Source organism: Flavobacterium ardleyense (genome assembly GCF_042686085.1).
Taxonomy (GTDB): Bacteria; Bacteroidota; Bacteroidia; order Flavobacteriales; family Flavobacteriaceae; genus Flavobacterium; species Flavobacterium ardleyense.
The window spans coordinates 164,137-184,026 of record NZ_JBHUOL010000003.1 but is presented as its reverse complement, the minus strand read 5'-3'; the positions used below and the strand labels follow the sequence as shown (position 1 = coordinate 184,026).

At 31.9% G+C, this 19,890-nt stretch carries 14 protein-coding genes and 1 tRNA gene; all 15 read left to right on the top strand.

From position 1 onward, the window contains the following. Positions 1–156: 156 nt before the first annotated feature. The 15 genes from ACFSX9_RS01405 to ACFSX9_RS01335 all read left to right on the top strand — a co-directional run bounded on the left by ACFSX9_RS01405 (position 157) and on the right by ACFSX9_RS01335 (position 19,874). A tRNA-Val gene (locus ACFSX9_RS01405) sits at positions 157–231 on the top strand. 798 nt (positions 232–1,029) lie between these two features. Next, positions 1,030–2,853, top strand: a complete 1,824-nt coding sequence (locus ACFSX9_RS01400; protein WP_379803455.1) for a type VI secretion system Vgr family protein — start codon at positions 1,030–1,032, stop codon at positions 2,851–2,853. 16 nt (positions 2,854–2,869) lie between these two features. Beyond that, positions 2,870–4,483 carry a PAAR-like protein gene (locus ACFSX9_RS01395; RefSeq protein ID WP_379803449.1) on the top strand — a complete coding sequence of 538 codons (1,614 nt, stop codon included), beginning with the start codon at positions 2,870–2,872 and terminating at the stop codon, positions 4,481–4,483. After that, the gene (locus ACFSX9_RS01390; protein WP_379803446.1) at positions 4,434–5,024 is read left to right on the top strand and encodes a hypothetical protein; all 591 of its coding nucleotides are present in this window, start codon (positions 4,434–4,436) and stop codon (positions 5,022–5,024) included. The genes ACFSX9_RS01395 and ACFSX9_RS01390 overlap by 50 nt, the downstream gene beginning before the upstream one ends. A gap of 13 nt (positions 5,025–5,037) precedes the next feature. Further along, complete coding sequence (locus tag ACFSX9_RS01385; protein WP_379803443.1) at positions 5,038–6,678, top strand: hypothetical protein; 1,641 nt, start codon at positions 5,038–5,040, stop codon at positions 6,676–6,678. Next, complete coding sequence (locus ACFSX9_RS01380) at positions 6,678–7,133, top strand: hypothetical protein (RefSeq protein ID WP_379803441.1); 456 nt, start codon at positions 6,678–6,680, stop codon at positions 7,131–7,133. Before ACFSX9_RS01385 ends, ACFSX9_RS01380 begins: the two co-directional genes overlap by 1 nt. 68 nt (positions 7,134–7,201) lie before the next feature. After that, a complete protein-coding gene (locus ACFSX9_RS01375) occupies positions 7,202–8,083 on the top strand; it encodes a hypothetical protein (protein ID WP_379803439.1) in 882 nt (293 codons plus the stop codon). A 31-nt stretch (positions 8,084–8,114) separates the two neighbouring features. Beyond that, a complete protein-coding gene (locus tag ACFSX9_RS01370) occupies positions 8,115–9,623 on the top strand; it encodes a hypothetical protein (protein ID WP_379803437.1) in 1,509 nt (502 codons plus the stop codon). Between the two features lie 3 nt (positions 9,624–9,626). Next, positions 9,627–10,268 carry a hypothetical protein gene (locus ACFSX9_RS01365; protein WP_379803435.1) on the top strand — a complete coding sequence of 214 codons (642 nt, stop codon included), beginning with the start codon at positions 9,627–9,629 and terminating at the stop codon, positions 10,266–10,268. A 199-nt stretch (positions 10,269–10,467) separates the two neighbouring features. Further along, on the top strand, positions 10,468–12,309 hold the full coding sequence (locus tag ACFSX9_RS01360; protein WP_379803432.1) for a type VI secretion system Vgr family protein: 1,842 nt from the start codon (positions 10,468–10,470) through the stop codon (positions 12,307–12,309). Between the two features lie 3 nt (positions 12,310–12,312). Next, positions 12,313–13,608: a hypothetical protein gene (locus tag ACFSX9_RS01355; RefSeq protein ID WP_379803429.1), complete on the top strand. Its 1,296-nt coding sequence runs from the start codon at positions 12,313–12,315 to the stop codon at positions 13,606–13,608. Positions 13,609–13,610: 2 nt separating this feature from the next. Next, entirely contained in the window at positions 13,611–13,997 is a 387-nt protein-coding gene (locus ACFSX9_RS01350) for a hypothetical protein (protein WP_379803426.1), read from the top strand. 142 nt (positions 13,998–14,139) lie between these two features. Further along, positions 14,140–14,946: a hypothetical protein gene (locus ACFSX9_RS01345; protein ID WP_379803423.1), complete on the top strand. Its 807-nt coding sequence runs from the start codon at positions 14,140–14,142 to the stop codon at positions 14,944–14,946. Positions 14,947–14,961: 15 nt separating this feature from the next. Next, a complete protein-coding gene (locus ACFSX9_RS01340) occupies positions 14,962–18,957 on the top strand; it encodes a DUF4280 domain-containing protein (protein ID WP_379803420.1) in 3,996 nt (1,331 codons plus the stop codon). After that, entirely contained in the window at positions 18,957–19,874 is a 918-nt protein-coding gene (locus ACFSX9_RS01335) for a hypothetical protein (protein WP_379803417.1), read from the top strand. The genes ACFSX9_RS01340 and ACFSX9_RS01335 overlap by 1 nt, the downstream gene beginning before the upstream one ends. The last annotated feature ends 16 nt before the right edge of the window (positions 19,875–19,890 follow it).

Genomic DNA, 19,890 nt, shown 5'->3' with positions numbered 1-19,890 from the left:
AAACGCTTGCATTTAAAAATAAACAGTGTATATTTGCACTCGCAATACGGAAGTAATGCAAGTATTAGAGCGATTAGCTCAGCTGGTTCAGAGCATCCCGATTCTATCGGGAGGGATGGGGAAAAAAACCTCAATAACCAAAACAAATATAACATAGGGCGATTAGCTCAGCTGGTTCAGAGCACCTCGTTTACACCGAGGGGGTCGGGGGTTCGAACCCCTCATCGCCCACAGAAAACTTCAACAGAAATGTTGGAGTTTTTTTTTGCTTTAAATTGAAAATTATTGATGTAAATTCTTGTTGATGCATTTTGTATAATAATACGTGCAGTAAATAATTGTTAGAAGATTCGCTCAGCTGTTTCAGGGCATCCCGATGCTGTCGGGAGGGTCGGGGGTTCGAACCCCTTCCCGACAGAATCGGGACAAGCAATCGCCCACAGAAAACTTCAACAGAAATGTTGCAGTTTTTTTTTGCTATAAATTGAAAATTAGCGTGGCTTATTCGTAGCTTTCTAATCCTTTCTACATGTTTAGAACTTCCAAGATCTTTCCGTACAAATAAAGATTGGTAATCTTTAACTGAATGCCTTACCGAAATTTTTTTTTGTGTCAATTTTAAATAAAATCATACTCTTCACGTTAATTCGATTTAAGTATTGCATTTTTTATTTTAAAAAGTTTCTGTAAAAGGGAAAAATTCTAAAGCACGCGTTATTGCTTTCGGAAAATTCTTTTCTCATTTAACGAGCAATATATTTACTTAGAAATTAGACTTCTCATTATGAAATAGAGTTTTTAAATTTCTAAAATGAAAAGTGGTGTTCTTTATATAGAACGAGAGGTTGATATTTTTTATTTTTAATAAAAGAAGCAAGCCACAAGAGGTTGTAAATTGGGTAAAAATGGCATATTCATTATTTCTTAGCATTAGAAAGGTTAATTTCTTTGCTGATATTAATTAAATTTTGCTAAATTTACTTTCTTAACGCAAATTTTTATTTGCGAATAACATTAAATTTCTTTTTTATGGCAATAAGTACCAAGATCAGCATTACTATTGGAGGCGAGACACTTACGCGCTTTTCAAAATTGGTTATTAATCAAAAAGTGCATACGCACCATACGTTTTCTGTGTTGCAACCTTTGCCAAAAGAATTTGTAAATCAAGCGATCGATAAAGCACAAAGTTACATTGGAGAGCCTATTAAAGTTGAGATATCAGCCTCAAGTCTTGCTACAACCGCACCTTTGATATTCAACGGAATAGTTACGGAAGCGCAAATGATTCGTACATCGGGTGCTGCTGGAGGAATTATAATCAATGGTTATAGTCCCACAATTGTCATGGAGGGAATGCCGAAAACGTTATCTTTTTCTGAGCAATCGCTTTCTGATATTGTAAAGAAAACCATCGCGAATTATGGCCAGAAGGAATTGCATCCTACTGTAAAAGTTGATAATGATAGTCCCATGCATTACACCGTACAATATCGAGAAAGTGATTTTGGCTTTTTAGCACGGTTAGCGCAAAAAAGAGGACAATGGTTCTATTATAATGGCGAAGAATTAATCTTTGGTCAGCCTACTTCGAATAACTTCACTTTAGAATACGGAAGATCTTTGCACAGCTTTAATATAGAAATGCGAACCAAGCCACTTGGGTTGGAATATGTTGGATACGAATCGAGCAGTGCAGAAACGCAACGCGCCAATTCCTCTGAAATAAATTACCAACCGGAAGGCTATGCAAAAGTAGCCTTTGAACGATCAAATAAATTGTTTCCAGAAACGGCAACAATGCTTTATACGCACGCCATTGAAGAAGGAAGTGCGAGAACTCATTTAGTAGATAGAGTTACAACGCAATTGCATTCTAGGACGTCTGATTTAATTACTGCAAAGGGTGATAGTGATGAAACGGGATTGCGAATTGGAGATGTTGTTTCAATTCAGGAGCCAGCTTTTTCATTGACAGGGAATTTAATCGATGGTTTACAAGAGCAAAACTTCGGAAGTTATATAATTACAGATATTACACACGTTTGTGATGAATCGGGCTCTTATCATAATAGCTTTCAGGCGGTTCCAGAGGATGTGCTAGCGCCTCCTTACGGGAATGTGCACAGTCATCCGACCGCAGATACTCAGACAGCGATTATAACCGATAATAATGATCCAGCAGGATTAGGAAGAGTTCAAGTTAAATTTGCTTGGCAAGAAGAAAATACGCCTTGGATTCGCATGACAAATCCACATGCAGGTTCTGGAAAAGGAATGTATTTTATTCCCGAAATTGGCGAAGAAGTATTAGTAGCTTTTGAAGCAGGAAATGCCGAAAAACCATTCGTATTAGGAACAATGTATAATGGAAATGAGAGTTCGAGTTATGCAACTTCAGGAAATGATAATAAAGTGATTCAAAGTAGAAGTGGGACAAAAATCATCATGAACGATGCAGAAGGCAGTATTTTTATCGAAGATCCTAGTGGAAATACTTGGATGATGGACGGAAAAGGTAACATTAATGTGAATGCACCAAATGATATGAATTTTACTGTAGGCAAAAACTTCAATTTGACTGTAGGTCAAAATATGACTAGCCAAATAGCTAATGACGAACAGAAATCAATCGGTAATAATAAAAATGAAATTATTTCGCAAACCTATATGCAAAGTTCAAATGATAAGAACGTTAGGGTTCTTAATAATAAAACTGATATTGTTGGTAATTCCTACAAGCAGATTTCAGGAGAGACAGATATACAGACTTCAAAAGGAGATTTGAAATTAAGAGGAACCTCTTTAGCCGTTTTTCAAGGTGGAAAAGATGTAAAAGTAAGTAAAGGATAATTTTAAACCAGAGATTATGCTAGACGATAAATCGCATTCAGAAAGACTGCAAGAAAAAAGAGAAGAGAAAAAACATAAAGAACAAGAGCAAACTCCAATTGAAAAAAGAGAGGTTGTTATGCACGGCGCCGCGTTAAAGTGTCCCCTTGCACAAGGTTTTGGAACACTTGTGGTGACTTCTAATGATATTCTTCTGCAGGATCAAAAATGGGCAACTGTGAATGATGATAGTAATATGGTCAATCTTCAGTTTAAAGGAACTTGCGGTCATTCAAAGTGGCCTGCTCAAAAAATACCACCACCGCCATGTATGAGTGTTATAAATTTAAGTCCGTGGCAAAAACTTGGGACTACTTTGGTTCAGGAACAAGAAGTGCTGGTGAAAGAATCTTTTATTAATTGCGAACCTGCTTTTAATACGGCAGTTGCAAAACCAATTCCTAAAGTAGAGAGTATCGCAATTAAAGATAATCCGGGGGTTTTGGATGTTTACTTTGCAAAATTCAACATAAATAGTAAAACTGAAAAAAAAGGAACTACTACCACTACTGTTAAGACTCTAGAATTAACAAAAGTACAAGAACGAGGATTGAGTTATAATATCGCATTAGTAATTGATACTAGTGGACTAGAAGGAAAAAAATTAAAAGTAAATATTAAAAGTGGCGACAAAAAAGTACTCTCAGAAGTTGATACTTCTGTCAAGTTTATCGATTTAAAAGATATTGATGCAGTTAAAGATCCAGCAAATTACAAAAATGTTGTCGCAAAAGACACTTTTGAAATTGAGGTTGGGAAATTTGCTTCTGATGCTACATTGTCAAATAAGGATGACTTTAAGAATAAAGCTATTTTAAAATTGATGTTAAATCAAAAACCGGGTAATTTGTCCTTTGACATGGCGAAGCTGATCTTAGATGATTCTAATGGCGAAGCTTTACTTTATGTGGAAGTAAATTGCACTGAACCAGATGTAGAGTATAATGGTGTCGCTGGAAGTTCAGGTAGTAAAAATTTATTTTTAAAAGGAGAAGGTAAATATTTTAAAATTAAGCATAAGGAGCAACCATGGATCAAGACAGCGAGAGAAGAAATGGAAAAAGGAGTTACAGAAGCTTCACACTGCAATACAATAATTAATGATTATCATCAGGTTAACAGAGAACATAAACCTTCTGGATGTGCAACTATTACGAATGCCTGGTGTGCTTCATTTATTGGTTGGTGTTTGAAGGAAAATGAATTTTCCGCACAGTTAGATCCTGGTGCTTATAGTTATGGGTATACTAATACAAGATATAGAAATAAAAAAGTTAAAAAAGATGGTAAAACTGTAACACTGCCAGACCACTTTGATGATCCGGTATGGTCACAAAAAACCAATAATAATCAGCTAGCATTAGGCGCAATTTGTGTTGTAAATAATAGAAAGCATGTGACTTTCGCGGTTGCAAAAAACAAAGAGGGCACTCATTTGTTTGGTCTTGGAGGAAATCAAGGAGATGCAGTTAAAATTAGTCCCTATAATACTATAAACTCAAGTGTTTATCCAATAGAATACACGATAAAAGATGAAGATTATGAATTACCAATTTATTATAGAGAGCTTAAGGCGGAGAGTGTTACTTAACATTCTCTTCATTCTTGCTCTTTTTTCAACAAAAACTTTTTCACAAGTTGTACAGATAGATTCGATTTCCGTTTTTAAAGAATGGGGAGATTGTAATGGAAAAAATGTGTTAAATGTTAAAGTAAACGCGCTATGTAATCCTGATGAGCCACCATTTGATGGTCATAAAACTATGATTGAAGTGCAACTGAAAAACAAAAAACATTTGTTAAATATAGCGTTTGACGATCCGGATTACCAAATGGAAATGATTGCTTTTAGTGAAAAAAATATCTGGTTCTATAATTTAAAAAAAGCGGAAGCGGTTTTTATTCCTTTTACGTATTGTAGCAATTCAGATTCGGATAAAAAACTTTCGTATATAGTTTTATATAAAGACAAAAAATATCTGTATCACATTTCTTTTAGATGTAATGAAGAGGAAGATTGTTTTTTAAACGAGGATCTAAATATGTCTTTAAAGGAATTGAATCCTAAAATAAGAGAGGCGCTTATAAAAAAAATTAAATCTAAATATAAATCAGTAATAGATTTTAATTAAATAATTCAGAAAAATGGCAACTAATAGCGAGCAGAGTACTGACACTTATAGCACAGATCCTAACCAAATTGTGTACGATGAAAAGGAACAAGTGGATTTTGAGGTGGAGTTGATATCTGTCTATTTTGCTGAACAAAAACCTAAACTAATTTGGGAAGCGAAAACAGAAGTGTATTCCGTTAAAAGTGGTGGAACCCCTGCAAACGTTAAGGCGCGTTTCGTAAATAAAAAAAGGAGAAATATCAGTACAGATTTGGAGGATGATGTTAAACTGGTGGCTGGACAGCAAGTTACTGTGAGGTGGGAAGAGGAAGTGCAAGAGAAAGGCCCAGATGGTAAGGGGAAGTTCATATATTTTAAATTACCAAAAGGGAAAATAAAGGGAAAAGTACTTATAGTTGCAAGTTGCAATGGAACAAATGGTAAACTTAGTATTGAAATTCACGAAAATAAGCTTACAAATGAAGAATTAATCTTCACTAATCCTGTGAAGTTTTTAATTGGTGACGTAGAAAAAACAAAGGTAGAATTTACAATTAATAATACTTTTATATATGCTCAAGAAATAAGTTTAAGGCCAAAAGCTGACGTTGATTTAAAAAGTATTTTAGAAAAACTTGAAAAAAGAGAGGATAAAAATGCATTTTTATATTTCAAAGCAAACATTACTGATACAGAAGATCAGATAAAATATTTCAATAATTCCAATGAGTTTCTAAATGAAAAAGATACACATTTTGAAGTTAAGAATTGTGATTGCGGTGAGAAGTATAAAGATTTAATTGAATGTACTAGGTATAATAAAGCTTTTGGACCTGTTTACTGGGGAGAATTACCGCTTAAAGATTATGATAAGTGGGATGAGCTAACAGCAGGTAATACCGTTTCAGCCGATGAAAAGAGTATATTAATTGCAATGTCGGAAAATGAGGGTAAGATGGATGCTGTTCAGTCTTATGATAGTGAAATCTTGACAGCGGGCGCAATGCAAAAAACTATAAATGCGACTGGATATGGCGAACTTCCAATTCAAATCTGGGAATTCAAAACCGAGTTTCCTGATAAGTACAAATGCTATTTAGAAAGTTGCAAATGGGAAATTGTAGAAGAAAAAACGGAACATAAAAATAGTGCGGGTGTCGTGACAAAAACGACCTATAAATATAAAGCTAAGTACGACGGATTAGAGGGTAAAGATCTTAAAAATAAAATTAGAGAAGGTTTTGAAGAAAGTAAGTATAACAAGAAAGTGGTTTGTCCGCCAATGGAGCCTATAATTAGCTTGATGAAAGATAATGATTATAAAGTAAAACAGATCAAGGACTTTATAAAAAGGTTGAATAGTGCTTTAGCTAAAAAACCAACAGGCTATTCTTATCCGATTTCAAGTTATATAACTTCTAATCTAGGAAAAGCTACGGTGTTAGATAATGATGTTAATAGACCGGGCCATGTAGCTAACTGCTTTGGAGCAGCGCTGGATTCGTTTTTTACTAAGAATTCTAAAGTTTCCAAAAATCCCTCAGAATGGGGCGTAAATTTCTCAACTTATGAAGGTCAAATATTAGAGATTTATGGTCCTTTACGGGGAGAAGGAAGTTATACTATGACTAATGCAACAAAACGTTACACAGATTTAAAATCTAAATTATAATGAAAAAAATAAGTCTTTTAATAGTAGGGTTTTTATTCTTTACTTCTATTATTTATGCACAAAATGAAACAAAATCTAAATTTGCTTATTGTAAAAAAATTGATAGCAACTATAAAATAGTGTTTTTAAAGAATGACGAAGGGTCAAAATTACTGGCTGAACCACGAATTGTTTTTAAGAATAAAACTATAGAAATTAAAGATTTTGATGAGGATAATTTTTCAAGTAAAAGCCTGAAGATATCCAAAAATAAAAAATATTTGGTTATGGACTACATCATAAAGGGTTACGTTCAGACAGAAAAAGATAGCATTCTTCACGAAAACTATTCTTGTATTATTTTAGATATAAGAAATGCAAATATTGTAATGCAACTGCAATCTGATTGTGATGGTCGCTGGAATAATAATGATTGGATTAGTGATGAGAAAACTCTATTTGTAGGAAATAAATAAACAAAAAGTTTCAACCTGAAGAACGATATGAAAAGTTATAAAAAATTGAGTTCTAAAAATTAAATTATATGCTGTATTCACCAGAAGATAATATTGTTGAGGTTAAGCCAAATCTGAAAAAAGAGTTGCAGTTTTATCGTTTAAAAATCGCAGAAAAAACAAATTCCAATGGTGTTATAATAAGAGAAGAAATCATAAAAAACCTACATCTCACAATTCGAAAGACAGTGAGTAATGGCTACGAATATCATGTTGAAGTATTTGACAGGTTGCATAGAAACCGAGAATTATCGCTTTCGGAAAAGGATTTAATTGATCAAATTGCCACGATTACTGATGATGTAAAAGTTATGGTAGATGAGAATTTGAACTTTGTCAAAATTGTAAACTATAATCTGATAAAACGAAAGGCTAAGGAAAAGATAAAAATGTTGTCAAAAAAGTATGTTGGAGTTAACGCAAGCAAGCTTTTTGATAAACTCGAACAATTTTATAAGAATGAAAATTTGCTCTATAAAGACCTGCAACGGTATGATAAATACGGATTGGTATTGATTAAGTTTTTAGGTTATTATAGATTCGGATTAAAGCAAAAATATAAAGTGAGATATACCAATTTCTTAAAAAATACGTGGCTGGAAATTAATGAAGATATTAAGATGAACCGCTTGAATAGAGCGATAGAAGAAGTGGAACTCACGCTAACTGGAGAAATAAACTTAGAGAACTTTAATAAGAAAATGTTTGAAAGAGAAATGAAAGTACAGAACATATATTTTGACGAAACGGAAGATAGGCCAAAACTCGATAAATATGAAGGTACATTTGTTTTTAATACGAAGACGGGAATGCTTAACAAAAGTGAAGTAATTATTGCTTTTTCATTTGGAAAAAATTATTCAAAAGATTTTCATTATCAATTGACAAGCGTTAAACACGACGAGATATAATAAAGATTTATTTTAGTTTAAATAAAGAAGTATGGCAAAAATAACGATTACAGATTCTGGACAAACGACAACTTTAAATGAAGCTAATATTCCAGAAACGCCTGATGATGGTTTGCAAAGAATCAGTACGGTTTACTTTGCCAAAAAAGTTGTGACACAGAACGGTAGTAACTTAGCATTTAGCAAAATTGACAGTCTCAATAATCAAGGACAAGATTTTGATCGTATCCTGGGCCAAACGGTTTATTTGATAATTGAAACGAGTAACATGCGTGCCTTAGAAATTGATGCGGTAGTGAAGCCATCAACGAATACCTTAACTGGGAATACCGATAGTTTAAGTTTGATGAAATTCAATCCACAAGGAGCAGCAGGAAGTGAATATGTTACATCGACTCTACTAACCGCAGAAGTTGGAAACTTTGATGCCCTTAATAACAGAGATGGTTCTCATGCACATTACACAAATTTAGAAACCAGTCATGCAGATAAGGCCATTATTAAGTTACAACTACGACCTTCGACAGCTGCTACTTTTAATACTTGGGCTACTAATTTAGGTACAAATACTGGTAATTTAGAAATAATTGTAGAACGTCACGATAAACAAGCATGTGCATTTAGAACAAGTACTGAAGAAATAAACGGAGCAGAAACATTTTTAAATTCGGATGCTGTTGGAAGATTTAGAGTTGTTAATAGAAATTTATATGAAGTATATGCCCGTGTTTTTTTAGCAAGAACTGGTAACAGAAATACATATACAGATGCACCGTACAACTTTTTGCCTTTAAACGGTGCTGTTCGAAAAAGAATCAGTAAAATAGACAATCCAAATTCTGACCAAGTGTGCTATTATTACTATGATCAACATGACAATGAAATGTTAATTGCTACCTGTGATAAAACGATTGTTATGGGCAGGAACAACGGACGCCAAATTGGAGCAGTTCCACCAAATGCTATTCGAAGAGAAAATGCACCAGCAGGCGGAAACGCGCAATTCAATCACATCTACCCTAATAGTATTGTAACTACTGGAAACCACAGGAATGGAGCAACAGCCCGTTCTTTTCCTGGAACAAATAGAATTGTGCGTTATGATGCATCTGGAACGGATGTGCCACTTATTCGAATGCCTAATAGTTTAAATATAAACAGAAATAATGTCATAATAGCTTACGGATTTTCAAACACGCAAAGAAGATTTTGTAAACCCGAATGCTTTGCAGGTTTTATCGGTGTTCTTGCTCAATATTGTCTTGCCGGTGTAAATTCGACAGGAATGTGTTTTGGCGATGCTACAAGTTATCCGAGTTTGGCACATCCAAATGGAGATAGTGTGGACACAAGTTATCTAGCAAATCAAGGCAATCAGCAAAATTTATTAAATGCTTTTGTAGATTGGAATTTTACTCAGGTTATTGCTGGTGCAACACAAAAAAAATGGTTGCTAAATGCACACAGCTATAAGGCAGATCACAATGATCATTTGCATTCAGGAGATTTTGATAGTACTTCAATTCATTCAATTATTTAAAAAATGAAACAAATATTTTCAGTGCTTTTACTACTCGTAATTTTTTCTTGCGGAAGAGCTATTGGTGAAAATTCCATTCAAAAACATCAAAAACATAAAAAAATTGTATTGCCTTATGGTGATAAAGATTTGCTTTATGCTTTTCCAAAAGAGTGGACCTCTGGAAAAAAAGCACAAGATTCGATTTACAATAAACTTCAATTTTTTGTTTTTGAAGATGAAAATGATAGCCTTAGAGAAAGCATAAATTTAAGTTATTTAGATGCGAAATTATATCTAGATACAAAATTTGTATTAAGTAATCAAAAAGAAAATATTGAATTTAAGACTTCAAAATTATTTTTTTCGAATAATTTTGAAGTCTTTTCAATAATTTACAAAGGTAAAATTGACTGTGGCAATTGCGAATTCCCAGAAAGTCAAATCCAAAATATGCTTGTAAGTATGTCTAATAATAAAATTATCGACAAGCTTTTAATTTCCTCGGTTGTTGGGAATGATTTAGGACAAAGTACACGTTATTTCTATATAGATACCGAAAAAACAATCCATCTTAAAGACTTTAACTCAGATGAAGAAGGCACAACATTTTTAGATTATTCAAAATATAAAATAAATAACAATGGAAAATTCATTCCGCAATAAGATAGCGTTATTTCAAAGAAGCATAAGTCTTGTGAATCAGAATTTACTTCAAGGGCAAACTTATACCATCAAAAATCAAATAATTTAATTGTAGTACTAAAAATATTTTTATACACTTTAACTTTTGGTTGGATAATTTTACTAAATTTACTTTCCTAACGCAAATTTTTATTTGCGAATAACATTAATATTTCTTTTTATGGCAATAAGTACCAAAATCAGCATTACTATTGGGGGCGAGACACTTACGCGCTTTTCAAAATTGGTCATCAATCAAAAAGTGCATACGCACCATACTTTTTCTGTATTGCAACCTTTGCCGAAAGAATTTGTGAATCAAGCGATCGATAAAGCACAAAGTTATATTGGAGAGCCTATTAAAGTTGAGATTTCTGCTTCAAGCCTTAGTACAACTGCACCTTTAATATTTAACGGAATTGTCACTGAAGCGCAAATGATTCGTACTTCGGGTGCGGCTGGAGGAATTATAATTAATGGTTACAGTCCCACAATTGTTATGGAGGGAATGCCGAAAACGTTATCTTTTTCAGATCAATCGTTAGGTGATATTGTCAAGAAAATTACTTCAAATTTTGGACAAAAGGAATTACAACCTACTGTCAAAGTAACTAATGATAGTCCAATGCATTACACGGTGCAATATCGCGAAAGCGATTTTGGCTTTTTAGCACGGTTAGCCCAAAAGAGAGGACAATGGTTCTATTATAATGGTGAAGAATTAATTTTTGGCCAACCCACTTCAAAGAATTTTACTTTAGAATATGGTCGCTCTTTGCATAGTTTCAATATTGAAATGCGAACTAAACCACTTGGATTGGAATATATTGGTTATGAATCAAGTAGTGCCGAAACACAAAAAGCAAATACTTCAGAAATAAATTACCAACCGGAAGGTTATGCAAAAGTAGCCTTTGAACGTTCCAATAAATTGTTTCCAGAAACGGCAACAATGCTTTATACGCACGCCATTGAAGAAGGAAGTGCCAGAACGCATTTAGTAGATAGAGTTACGACGCAATTGCATTCACGAGCTTCGGATTTAGTTACTGCTAAAGGAGATAGTGATGAAACGGGATTGCGAATTGGCGATATCGTTTCCATTCAAGAACCTGCTTTTTCGTTAACTGGAAATTTAATTGATGGATTACAAGAGCAAAACTTTGGAAGTTATATAATTACAGATATTACGCATGTTTGCGATGAATCGGGCTCATATCATAATAGTTTTCAGGCGGTTCCACAAGATGTTTTAGCGCCTCCTTACGGAAATGTTCACAGTCACCCAACTGCAGATACGCAAACCGCTGTGATTACAGATAATAATGATCCGGCAGGATTAGGAAGAGTTCAAGTAAAATTTGCGTGGCAAGAAGAAAATACGCCATGGATTCGTATGACAAATCCACATGCAGGAGCTGGAAAAGGAATGTATTTTATTCCAGAAATAGGAGAGGAAGTATTAGTAGCTTTTGAAGCCGGAAATGCAGAGAAACCATTCGTTTTAGGAACAATGTATAATGGAAGTGAGAGTTCGAGCTATGCAACTTCAGGAAATGATATTAAAATAATTCAGACTAGAAGTGGTCATATTATTAAATTTACAGAAGATGAAAGTATCGTCATCACGGATAAAAGTGGGAATGAAATACATTTTGATACTGTAGGAAGTAACATAAATGTCACAGCACCACAAACAATTAACTTGCAAGCCACAGATATCAATATCATGGCAAGCAATGATATTAATATCACGGCGGGAAATAATAAAACAATTAGTGTAGGTGCAAATCAAAATAGTTCGGTAGGGAATTCTAATAATGTGAGTATAGGTGGTAATAATGCTTTAAATGTGGGAGGTGAAATGGTGGAGATCATCATGGGTGATTTGAAATCCCACACTGAAAAACAACGAGTTATAAGTAGTGAAAAAGGATATGAGGCAAGTAGTAATGGTTCTATAAATAAGCATTCGCAAAAAGAGATTCAAAATAATAGTGGTGAAAAAGCAAAAGCACATTAGAAAATGACAAAAACAAGAATTGTTGGCGGAAAATTAATAGAAACTACTGGTGGTGATTATAATATCTACACCAAAGAAAGTATTGTTTATAGTGCTGCAACAACAATTACGGAAACTGGAGTTGAAGCTGGAGTAAGTTATGGAAATCCTGAAAAGTATTCACCTGCAACTATAGAATCAGAGGTTGAAGTTAAAATTTTAAAAGATACTTTTTTACCTTTAGGTATTTCAAATTACAAGGATAAAATTGAAAATAATACAATTAGATTTGAAGTTAATTGTAAAAAAGGAAACGCGGAAAACTTGTCATTTTTTATTAAACACAATGGTAATACCGTTTTTAATAGTAAAATCCAAAATCCATTAAATTCCGGTCAAAAAACTACTATCGAATGGGATGGATTTTCTAATTCAAAAATATACGACAGTACGCTTTTTACAAACGGTGAATTAATAGTTGAAATTACTGGTGCTTCTAACGAACCTAAAGATATTTTCAAATCAAAATACGATGAAGTAAGATGGGTAGACATAAAAATCGATAAAAATTCTAAAATAATTGATGTAACATTAAGAGTTGATATAAAAGATGGCGGAGCGAAAGGTATAAATGATTCAGATAAGGTTTCAAATAATGCTATTGATTATTACAGAATTAAACCATATGACAGACAAAATAAATCTTTTGACGAATTGAAGGATTTGGCTTTGTCAGGAATAGATACATATTGGAGTAGGACAAAATCAAACAACGCTAAAAATAAAAACGGAGGAGTTTTGATTAACGAAAATGTATATGAAGTTTTTGTTCAATCCATAAGTGATGAAAATGGTATGCCTGCACCGGAATTAACCTATTGGACAAATACAAAGTTAAGTTTCTTACAAGAGCTTTTCGGAGCAAGTCGTTCAAGAAACTGGATTCTTTCTAGAAAATTATTTTATATAGAAGGATATTATCATGAGAATGGATACGATCATTCTAATGACGATTGGCTTTTTATTGACTCTGATTATGCAATGAAAGAATTTGTTGAAACTGCTGCACATGAGTTGGGACACGAAATACTGAAAGAATATATTAGTTTTGGAAAATCAATTACTCACAAGGGTTCATCAACCGTTACTCAAAAGCCTAATGGTACGTACTCCTATGTTGATGATAAAGAAGGAGAAATAGATATAATGAAATATACAAAACTAAGTAATCACAGACCACCTAATTATTATGATAGAATAATTGCCGATGAAAAAGATGTCTTAGGATTACTATGGTGTTCTAAATTAAAAATAAAGTAATAATGAAAAAAATTATTGTAGTTATATTTTTTCAGCTTCTTTCTTGTTCATCTAAGAATTACATCATCCAAAATGAAATAAGAGGGACAGTTTTAAATATGAATAACAAGCCAATTAGTGATGTTGAAGTAACTTTTTATAACGATGGGAAAGATTTTGGATTTGTTCCATTTGCATTAAAAACTAATGAAAATGGAGTTTTTATAGTAGAGAGAATTAAAGTAAAAGGAGACTATAGAATTTCAAGGATGTTAAGCGATAAATTACCAAGTAAGATTATTTTTAAAAAAAGAGGTTTTATTTCGGATACTGTTAGTATTTCAGATTATTCTGATTTCAAAAGTGATAAAATTCTGATTAATCAATATCTGATGCAGTCTAAAAAATAAAAGATGTTTTTTTCACATCTTTTTATTATATAAACCGCGTTTTGTTATAAGTTTTTTATAATATGAATATACTAAAATAACATCAATAGAGTCAAAAACAAATCTGTAAAGTTAATTTAAGAATTGAAAAGTATATAAATTCATGACACAAGCCCGAAATCCCGAGATGATTTTAAGTTCAAATTATTTTGAAGTTGTAAACGAAATTAGAATTAAGAGTGCCGAGGTTTTAAATCAAGCAAAAGCGACTTATGATATAGTTTTAAAAGCAAAAACGAATCAAAAACAAGTTGAGGTTACTAGGTTGAAATTTGCAGTGAATGATAAAGCAATAGAAAATAAATTCCCAATGATTTCGAATTTTTATTTTGAAAGTATTTTTCCCTTAAAGTTCATTTTAATTGACGATGTGTTGAAATTGTCCAACTTTAAAGAAATTCAGAAATCGGTAGAAAAAACAGATAATATCTTAAAGGAAAAGTATAATGGTGACGGTTTAGAATATATAAGAGGGCAGTTTCTTGATCAAATTGAAACCGAAGAGAAAGCAGAACAATTTATAAGTTCATTGTCAATAATAAATTGTTTGAATTTATCTTTAAAGCGATTTTGTATAGAAAATGTAGTAGATTTTAACTGGAAGATTCCGACCGTTGGTAAATTAAAATTTGAACTAAAGGCTCAGCAAGTCGAGGATAATTCTATTCATTTTAGTGCAAATGAATTAAATAAAAGAGACTTTTTACAAAGTTTAAACCAATACCGCCTTCAAAATAAATATGAAAGTATTAAAGAGACAGAAGATACAATTCTTACTGCTGATTTTTTATCAAAAATTAAATATGAAGAAGGAACTTTAAATATAATAGAATTAAATTCAAAGCTTGAAATTAAGTTAAATGATTATTTTCAGTTTGAAGAAAATATAACCATAAAATCATTACTTTAGTCAATTATAAAAATTATGGCAACACTAACTGATGAAGAAAGGGACGCTAATGTAGTTGCTAAACAGCAAGAAACGGAGCAGAACGAAAAAGAAGAAAATGAACAAAAGCAAGCGGAAAAAAGTGAACACGAAGATAAATATTTCGTAGTTCATGGAGGAACATGTGTGTGTGATAAAGCAGAAGTTCCAACAACAGAAGCGGAAATTATTGTAACCAAAAACAAGAAATTACTCATAAATTCTGATGATAAAAAATTTGCTGCGACAGAAGAAGACACAACAATGAAGCCTTCTACTGCCACTTTTGGAAAATGTACCTTAAAACCTTCAAGCAGTGGTAATTTGCCTTGTGCGCCAGCATTTTTGCCTAAATGGGAAAAAGCTTATGATAAAAAAACAGTTGACGGTAAAAAAATATTGACTGAATTATCCACGCTTCAATGTACAATTGGAGGTAAAATATCTATTAAGAAACACGGACAAGAAGATAGTGTAGTTAAAGAGCATTCAGAAAATACAGATGAAGCGGAACTAGCATTAATTAATTCAGGTGTTGAAATTCCTAAAGATGAGCCTAAATATCCAAGTGTATCTAGCATTATATTAAAAGCCGTAAAAGAAAATGATAGCTTTAAACAAATTAGCTCAACAAATAGTTCAGCTGTTGAAAAAGCAATTATTCGCTTAAACGAAGAAGCGACTTTTATAGCAAATATTACAGAAGGAAATGTTAGCCTTACATCTTGGGTAATTTATGATGTTAAAAAAGGTAATTTAGGAGAAAAAATAATTATTAACGAGCAAATTGGTGCCAGTTTTCAAAACACATTTGCAAACTTAGGTACCTTTAGAATTGAAGGATACGGTAAGCCGAAAATGCAAGAATATGAAAATGGTATTTACAACAAAAATTATACAAGCTGTTCTATAGATGTTGAAGTTGTTCAGAATAAGTTTGAAAAACTGGTAATTAAAGACGGCGAAAAATTTAGTAGAGATAAAAAAGGCGAAACGAAATTTAGACAGGATTTTCCTGCTACCTTTCAAGCTCAATTTTTATTCGAGCCTACAGAAAAAGAGGTACGAAATTTAGTTATTTACGCTACAGATGCTTCGGGTAATGTCATTTCCAATGGCAAACAATCAGGTAGGGAATTTATGTTTACTCCAAAAAATTCAACCGCTGCTTATACTATTATTGCTACTTATACTAATGATAGAGAAGAAATCGTCACTAAGAAATTAAGTGGACAAACAGAAGCCACTCATGTTACTACTATTTCGCACGCTGCCGAGGTAATTAGACCAGAAACTCCTATGCAATTTAAAGTAACTGGAACACAATTTGGAAACACACTCACTTCAGCAGAAAGTGCAGTAATAAAGTGGAATTTAAATGGAAATTATGTTGGTACAGGTTCTTGTATTGATATTCCGGGTGTTCATTTTTTAAAAGAAGGAAAATACTTCGTAGAAGCTTATGTAACAAAAGCAAATGCATCGACAAGTGGCTCCAATAAAGATGGTGAAAAAGACGATTGGCATTTTGAAGTTAGTCACAATGATGTAGTGGATATTGTTTTCGTAGGGCAATCTAAAGTTGGTAAAAAAACACAAATCAAAGTGGATAAATTTTTAATGCCTCCTATTGAAGGTGAAAAAGTGGTATGGAACCTTTTTGGATTAACATTAGAAAACACAACTTATAAAAATCCAATAATAGATATTACTCCTTCCAAGGCTGGAATTGAAAGCGTTACTTGTAAAATTGGACATAGAAAAGGAGTAACAAAACCAATTGATATAAAGGAAGCGAAATTAAATGATGCCTATTTTGTAGACAATAATGGTATAAAAATACAAAATGCTAGTTGGGAACAAAAAGTTAATATTTATCTTAAAACAGAATTCCTTATAGGTGAAGAGATAAATATTCAGGTATTTGACCAAGATTATATGAGCGGTAACGATCCTGTATACTTTAAAAATATTAAAAAATTTGACGGGAATCTAATAAGTTTTAAATTAGATAAGTCAATTAAAGAAAAAACAGGAGATTGGGGTAGACTTTATTTTAAAGTAACAGCAGCGCATTTAACCTTAAAAAATGGTGACACTAGATTTCCAGCAGATAAATTAATTGTTGATGCGGTTTTAAATATAAAAAATGCTATAATTGGAGAAGAAAACGCTTCTAAAAAACACACTTTAGTAGATTATGACGATGTGAGTTGGTTTTACGCAAATACAACAGGTATAAAGGATGTTTCAAAAATAAAAATTGAGATTTGGCAAGCAGTTATAGGTCCAGATGATGATATGAAAGTATCATTAGAACCCATTTTATCAGACGATGGTGTTCTGAAAGCAAAAATAGATTGGAAAAAAATACCAAAAATAACTAAATCAAGAACAGTTTACATTCAAATTAAAAATCAAAATAACAAAGTATTATATGATGCTGACGGTTCGATGTCAGAAGCTGCTTTAATATTACAGTCTACCCCAACAGCAGTAAAAATGGTAGAGAATAAAGCTGCTGTTGTTGTGGGAACGCAGGCTGTGGAAGGTATAACAACCGGATGTGACTGTGAGAAAATAAATTTAATCTGGGGAAATAAAGTTAGCTGTGAATTTAGAAAAAAAGTATTAGAAATATCTAAAAGCATAGGTCTTCCACAAGAAAAAAATGAAGGTGCAAATTGGTTAATGGCAGTTATGGCATTGGAAACGGGAAGGACTTTTAGCCCAACAGTTGGAACATTTCAAAAACATAAGGATGATACAAAAAATGGTTACGTTGGATTAATTCAGATAGGAAAGGATGCCGCTATTGATTTGGGTGTTAAGAGATCTGATTTAATAAAACTTAATGCTTATAAACAATTAGAGTATGTTGAGAAATTTTTCAAACAACCAAGATTTAAGGATAAATTAAAGACTAAAACAGATTTGTACCTTGCAGTAAATTATCCAAATGCTTGTGGGCATGGTAAAGAAAAAGATTATGTAGTTTATAATAGTTCTAAAGCTGCGTATGATGATAATCCCATGTTTAAAAGAGAGAAAGATGAGTACTGGATTGATAAAAGAGGTAAAAAGCAATATTATAAAGGTAAAGAAGGGAGTTCTTATGTTTGGGAATTTGAAGAAGCAATCAATGAATTTTATAGTGAGGGATTGTCGGAAGAGATAAATTATTTTGAAATATGTCCAATTATATTAAATAATACAACTGATTTTGATATTGTGACGTACCATATTTTTAACAATGGGAAAATTGAAAAAAGATCTCCTAAATATATTAAGAAAGGATTTGAAAAAAAATACAAATACGTATATCATGATAAAGAAAATATTGAACACGCAATATGTGTTTTAGAATGGTATAATACTAAAGAAAAAGAAGTAGGTACTGTTTATAAAACAATTCCTACTCATAATGAGGTATTAAAAGATGAAACTGTAAAAGAAGGTAGTACCACAAGAAGAGTTAAGTATAAAAACGGCGATATTGCAGAATATGGCTCTCATCCAATAAAAGGATTAATTTGGAGGCTATATAAGGCTAAAAATGAAGAGATTGAGTTAATTAAAATGCCTGATGTATTAAATTATTCGAAAAATAATGTTTTAATAAAATATAAATTCTCAAACACCAAAAGGAGATATACAGGACCTAATGTATTTGCTGGATTTTTAGGAGCTATAGCTGAGTGTAGTTTTGATGACATAATTACTACAACTGGTAGTTGTTTTAAAGAGGGCTCTTGTTTTCCAAGTGCTGAACATGTAAATGGAAGAAGTGTTGATACAATTTATTTTAATGACATCAAAAAAGATCAAGCTTTTGTTGATGCAGTAATTAAATTTAAATTTACAGAAGTTTTGATTGGGAATAATACGTATTGCAAAAAAATCAAAAATGCAGAAGATGGTGGCATTCTTCACAACAGTCATTTGCATTCAGGAAATTTTAATGAATCAAGTATAATAAAATTAGAAAAATAATGAGAAATATAATATTATGTACCATTCTAGCAATATTGTTTTCTTGTAAAAAAGATAACCATCTACAAGTAGAAAATGATAATAAAGTAGAAAAAATAGTAAATAACAATGAGCTTAATATTCCTCTGGGAGATAGTTTAATATCAAAGTCAAATTTTGTTAATCAAATTAATAATAATAATTCAATAAAATCTCAAAGAGAATATTTATCGAAGATAAATTATGATTATGATAAATTTTGTTTGTTAACAAAAGATAGAATTTTAAGTAGTAAAAAAAATTTCACTTTTAGACTGAATAATAATATTAATAATAATAATACAAATGCAGATATTTTTAAGAGTATTTCTTTATGTATCTATAGTAATAATAGTTTAGTTGACTCTCTAGTAATATACAAACAAGAAAATTACGGAGAAGCTTTAGTAGCTAAAACGCAATATTTTTATTTAAACGCTAGTTTAAATCTATGGACTTTATCAATTACTGAAGAAGAAGAAGGAATTAAAGTAACTTCTTGGAATTATTACAAAATTGATGAGAAGGGTAAAATAAATTTATTAAAAGAAGATTTTATTCAGAAAAAAATTCTAGTAACTAATAGTAATTGGATTGGTAAGTATTTTTTCGAAAAAACAAATAGAGATGAATTAAAAACAAGTTTTGAAATCTTTATAAAAGATTTGAATTTAATTACTCTTAAATATATTTCTGATAGTGATCAGACTGAAAATTACATGAATTTAGTTGGTGATAAAGTTGCTGATAATAAAATTAGAATAGTGTTTAATAAAAAATATGGTAATATGGGAGTAATTTATATTGAGAATTATGAAGGTAATTACTTAATTTCTGGAACACCTATTTCTATAATAAATCCAGGAAATGATGAATTTCCGATAATAAAAATCAAATAGATTTTATGAAGTATTT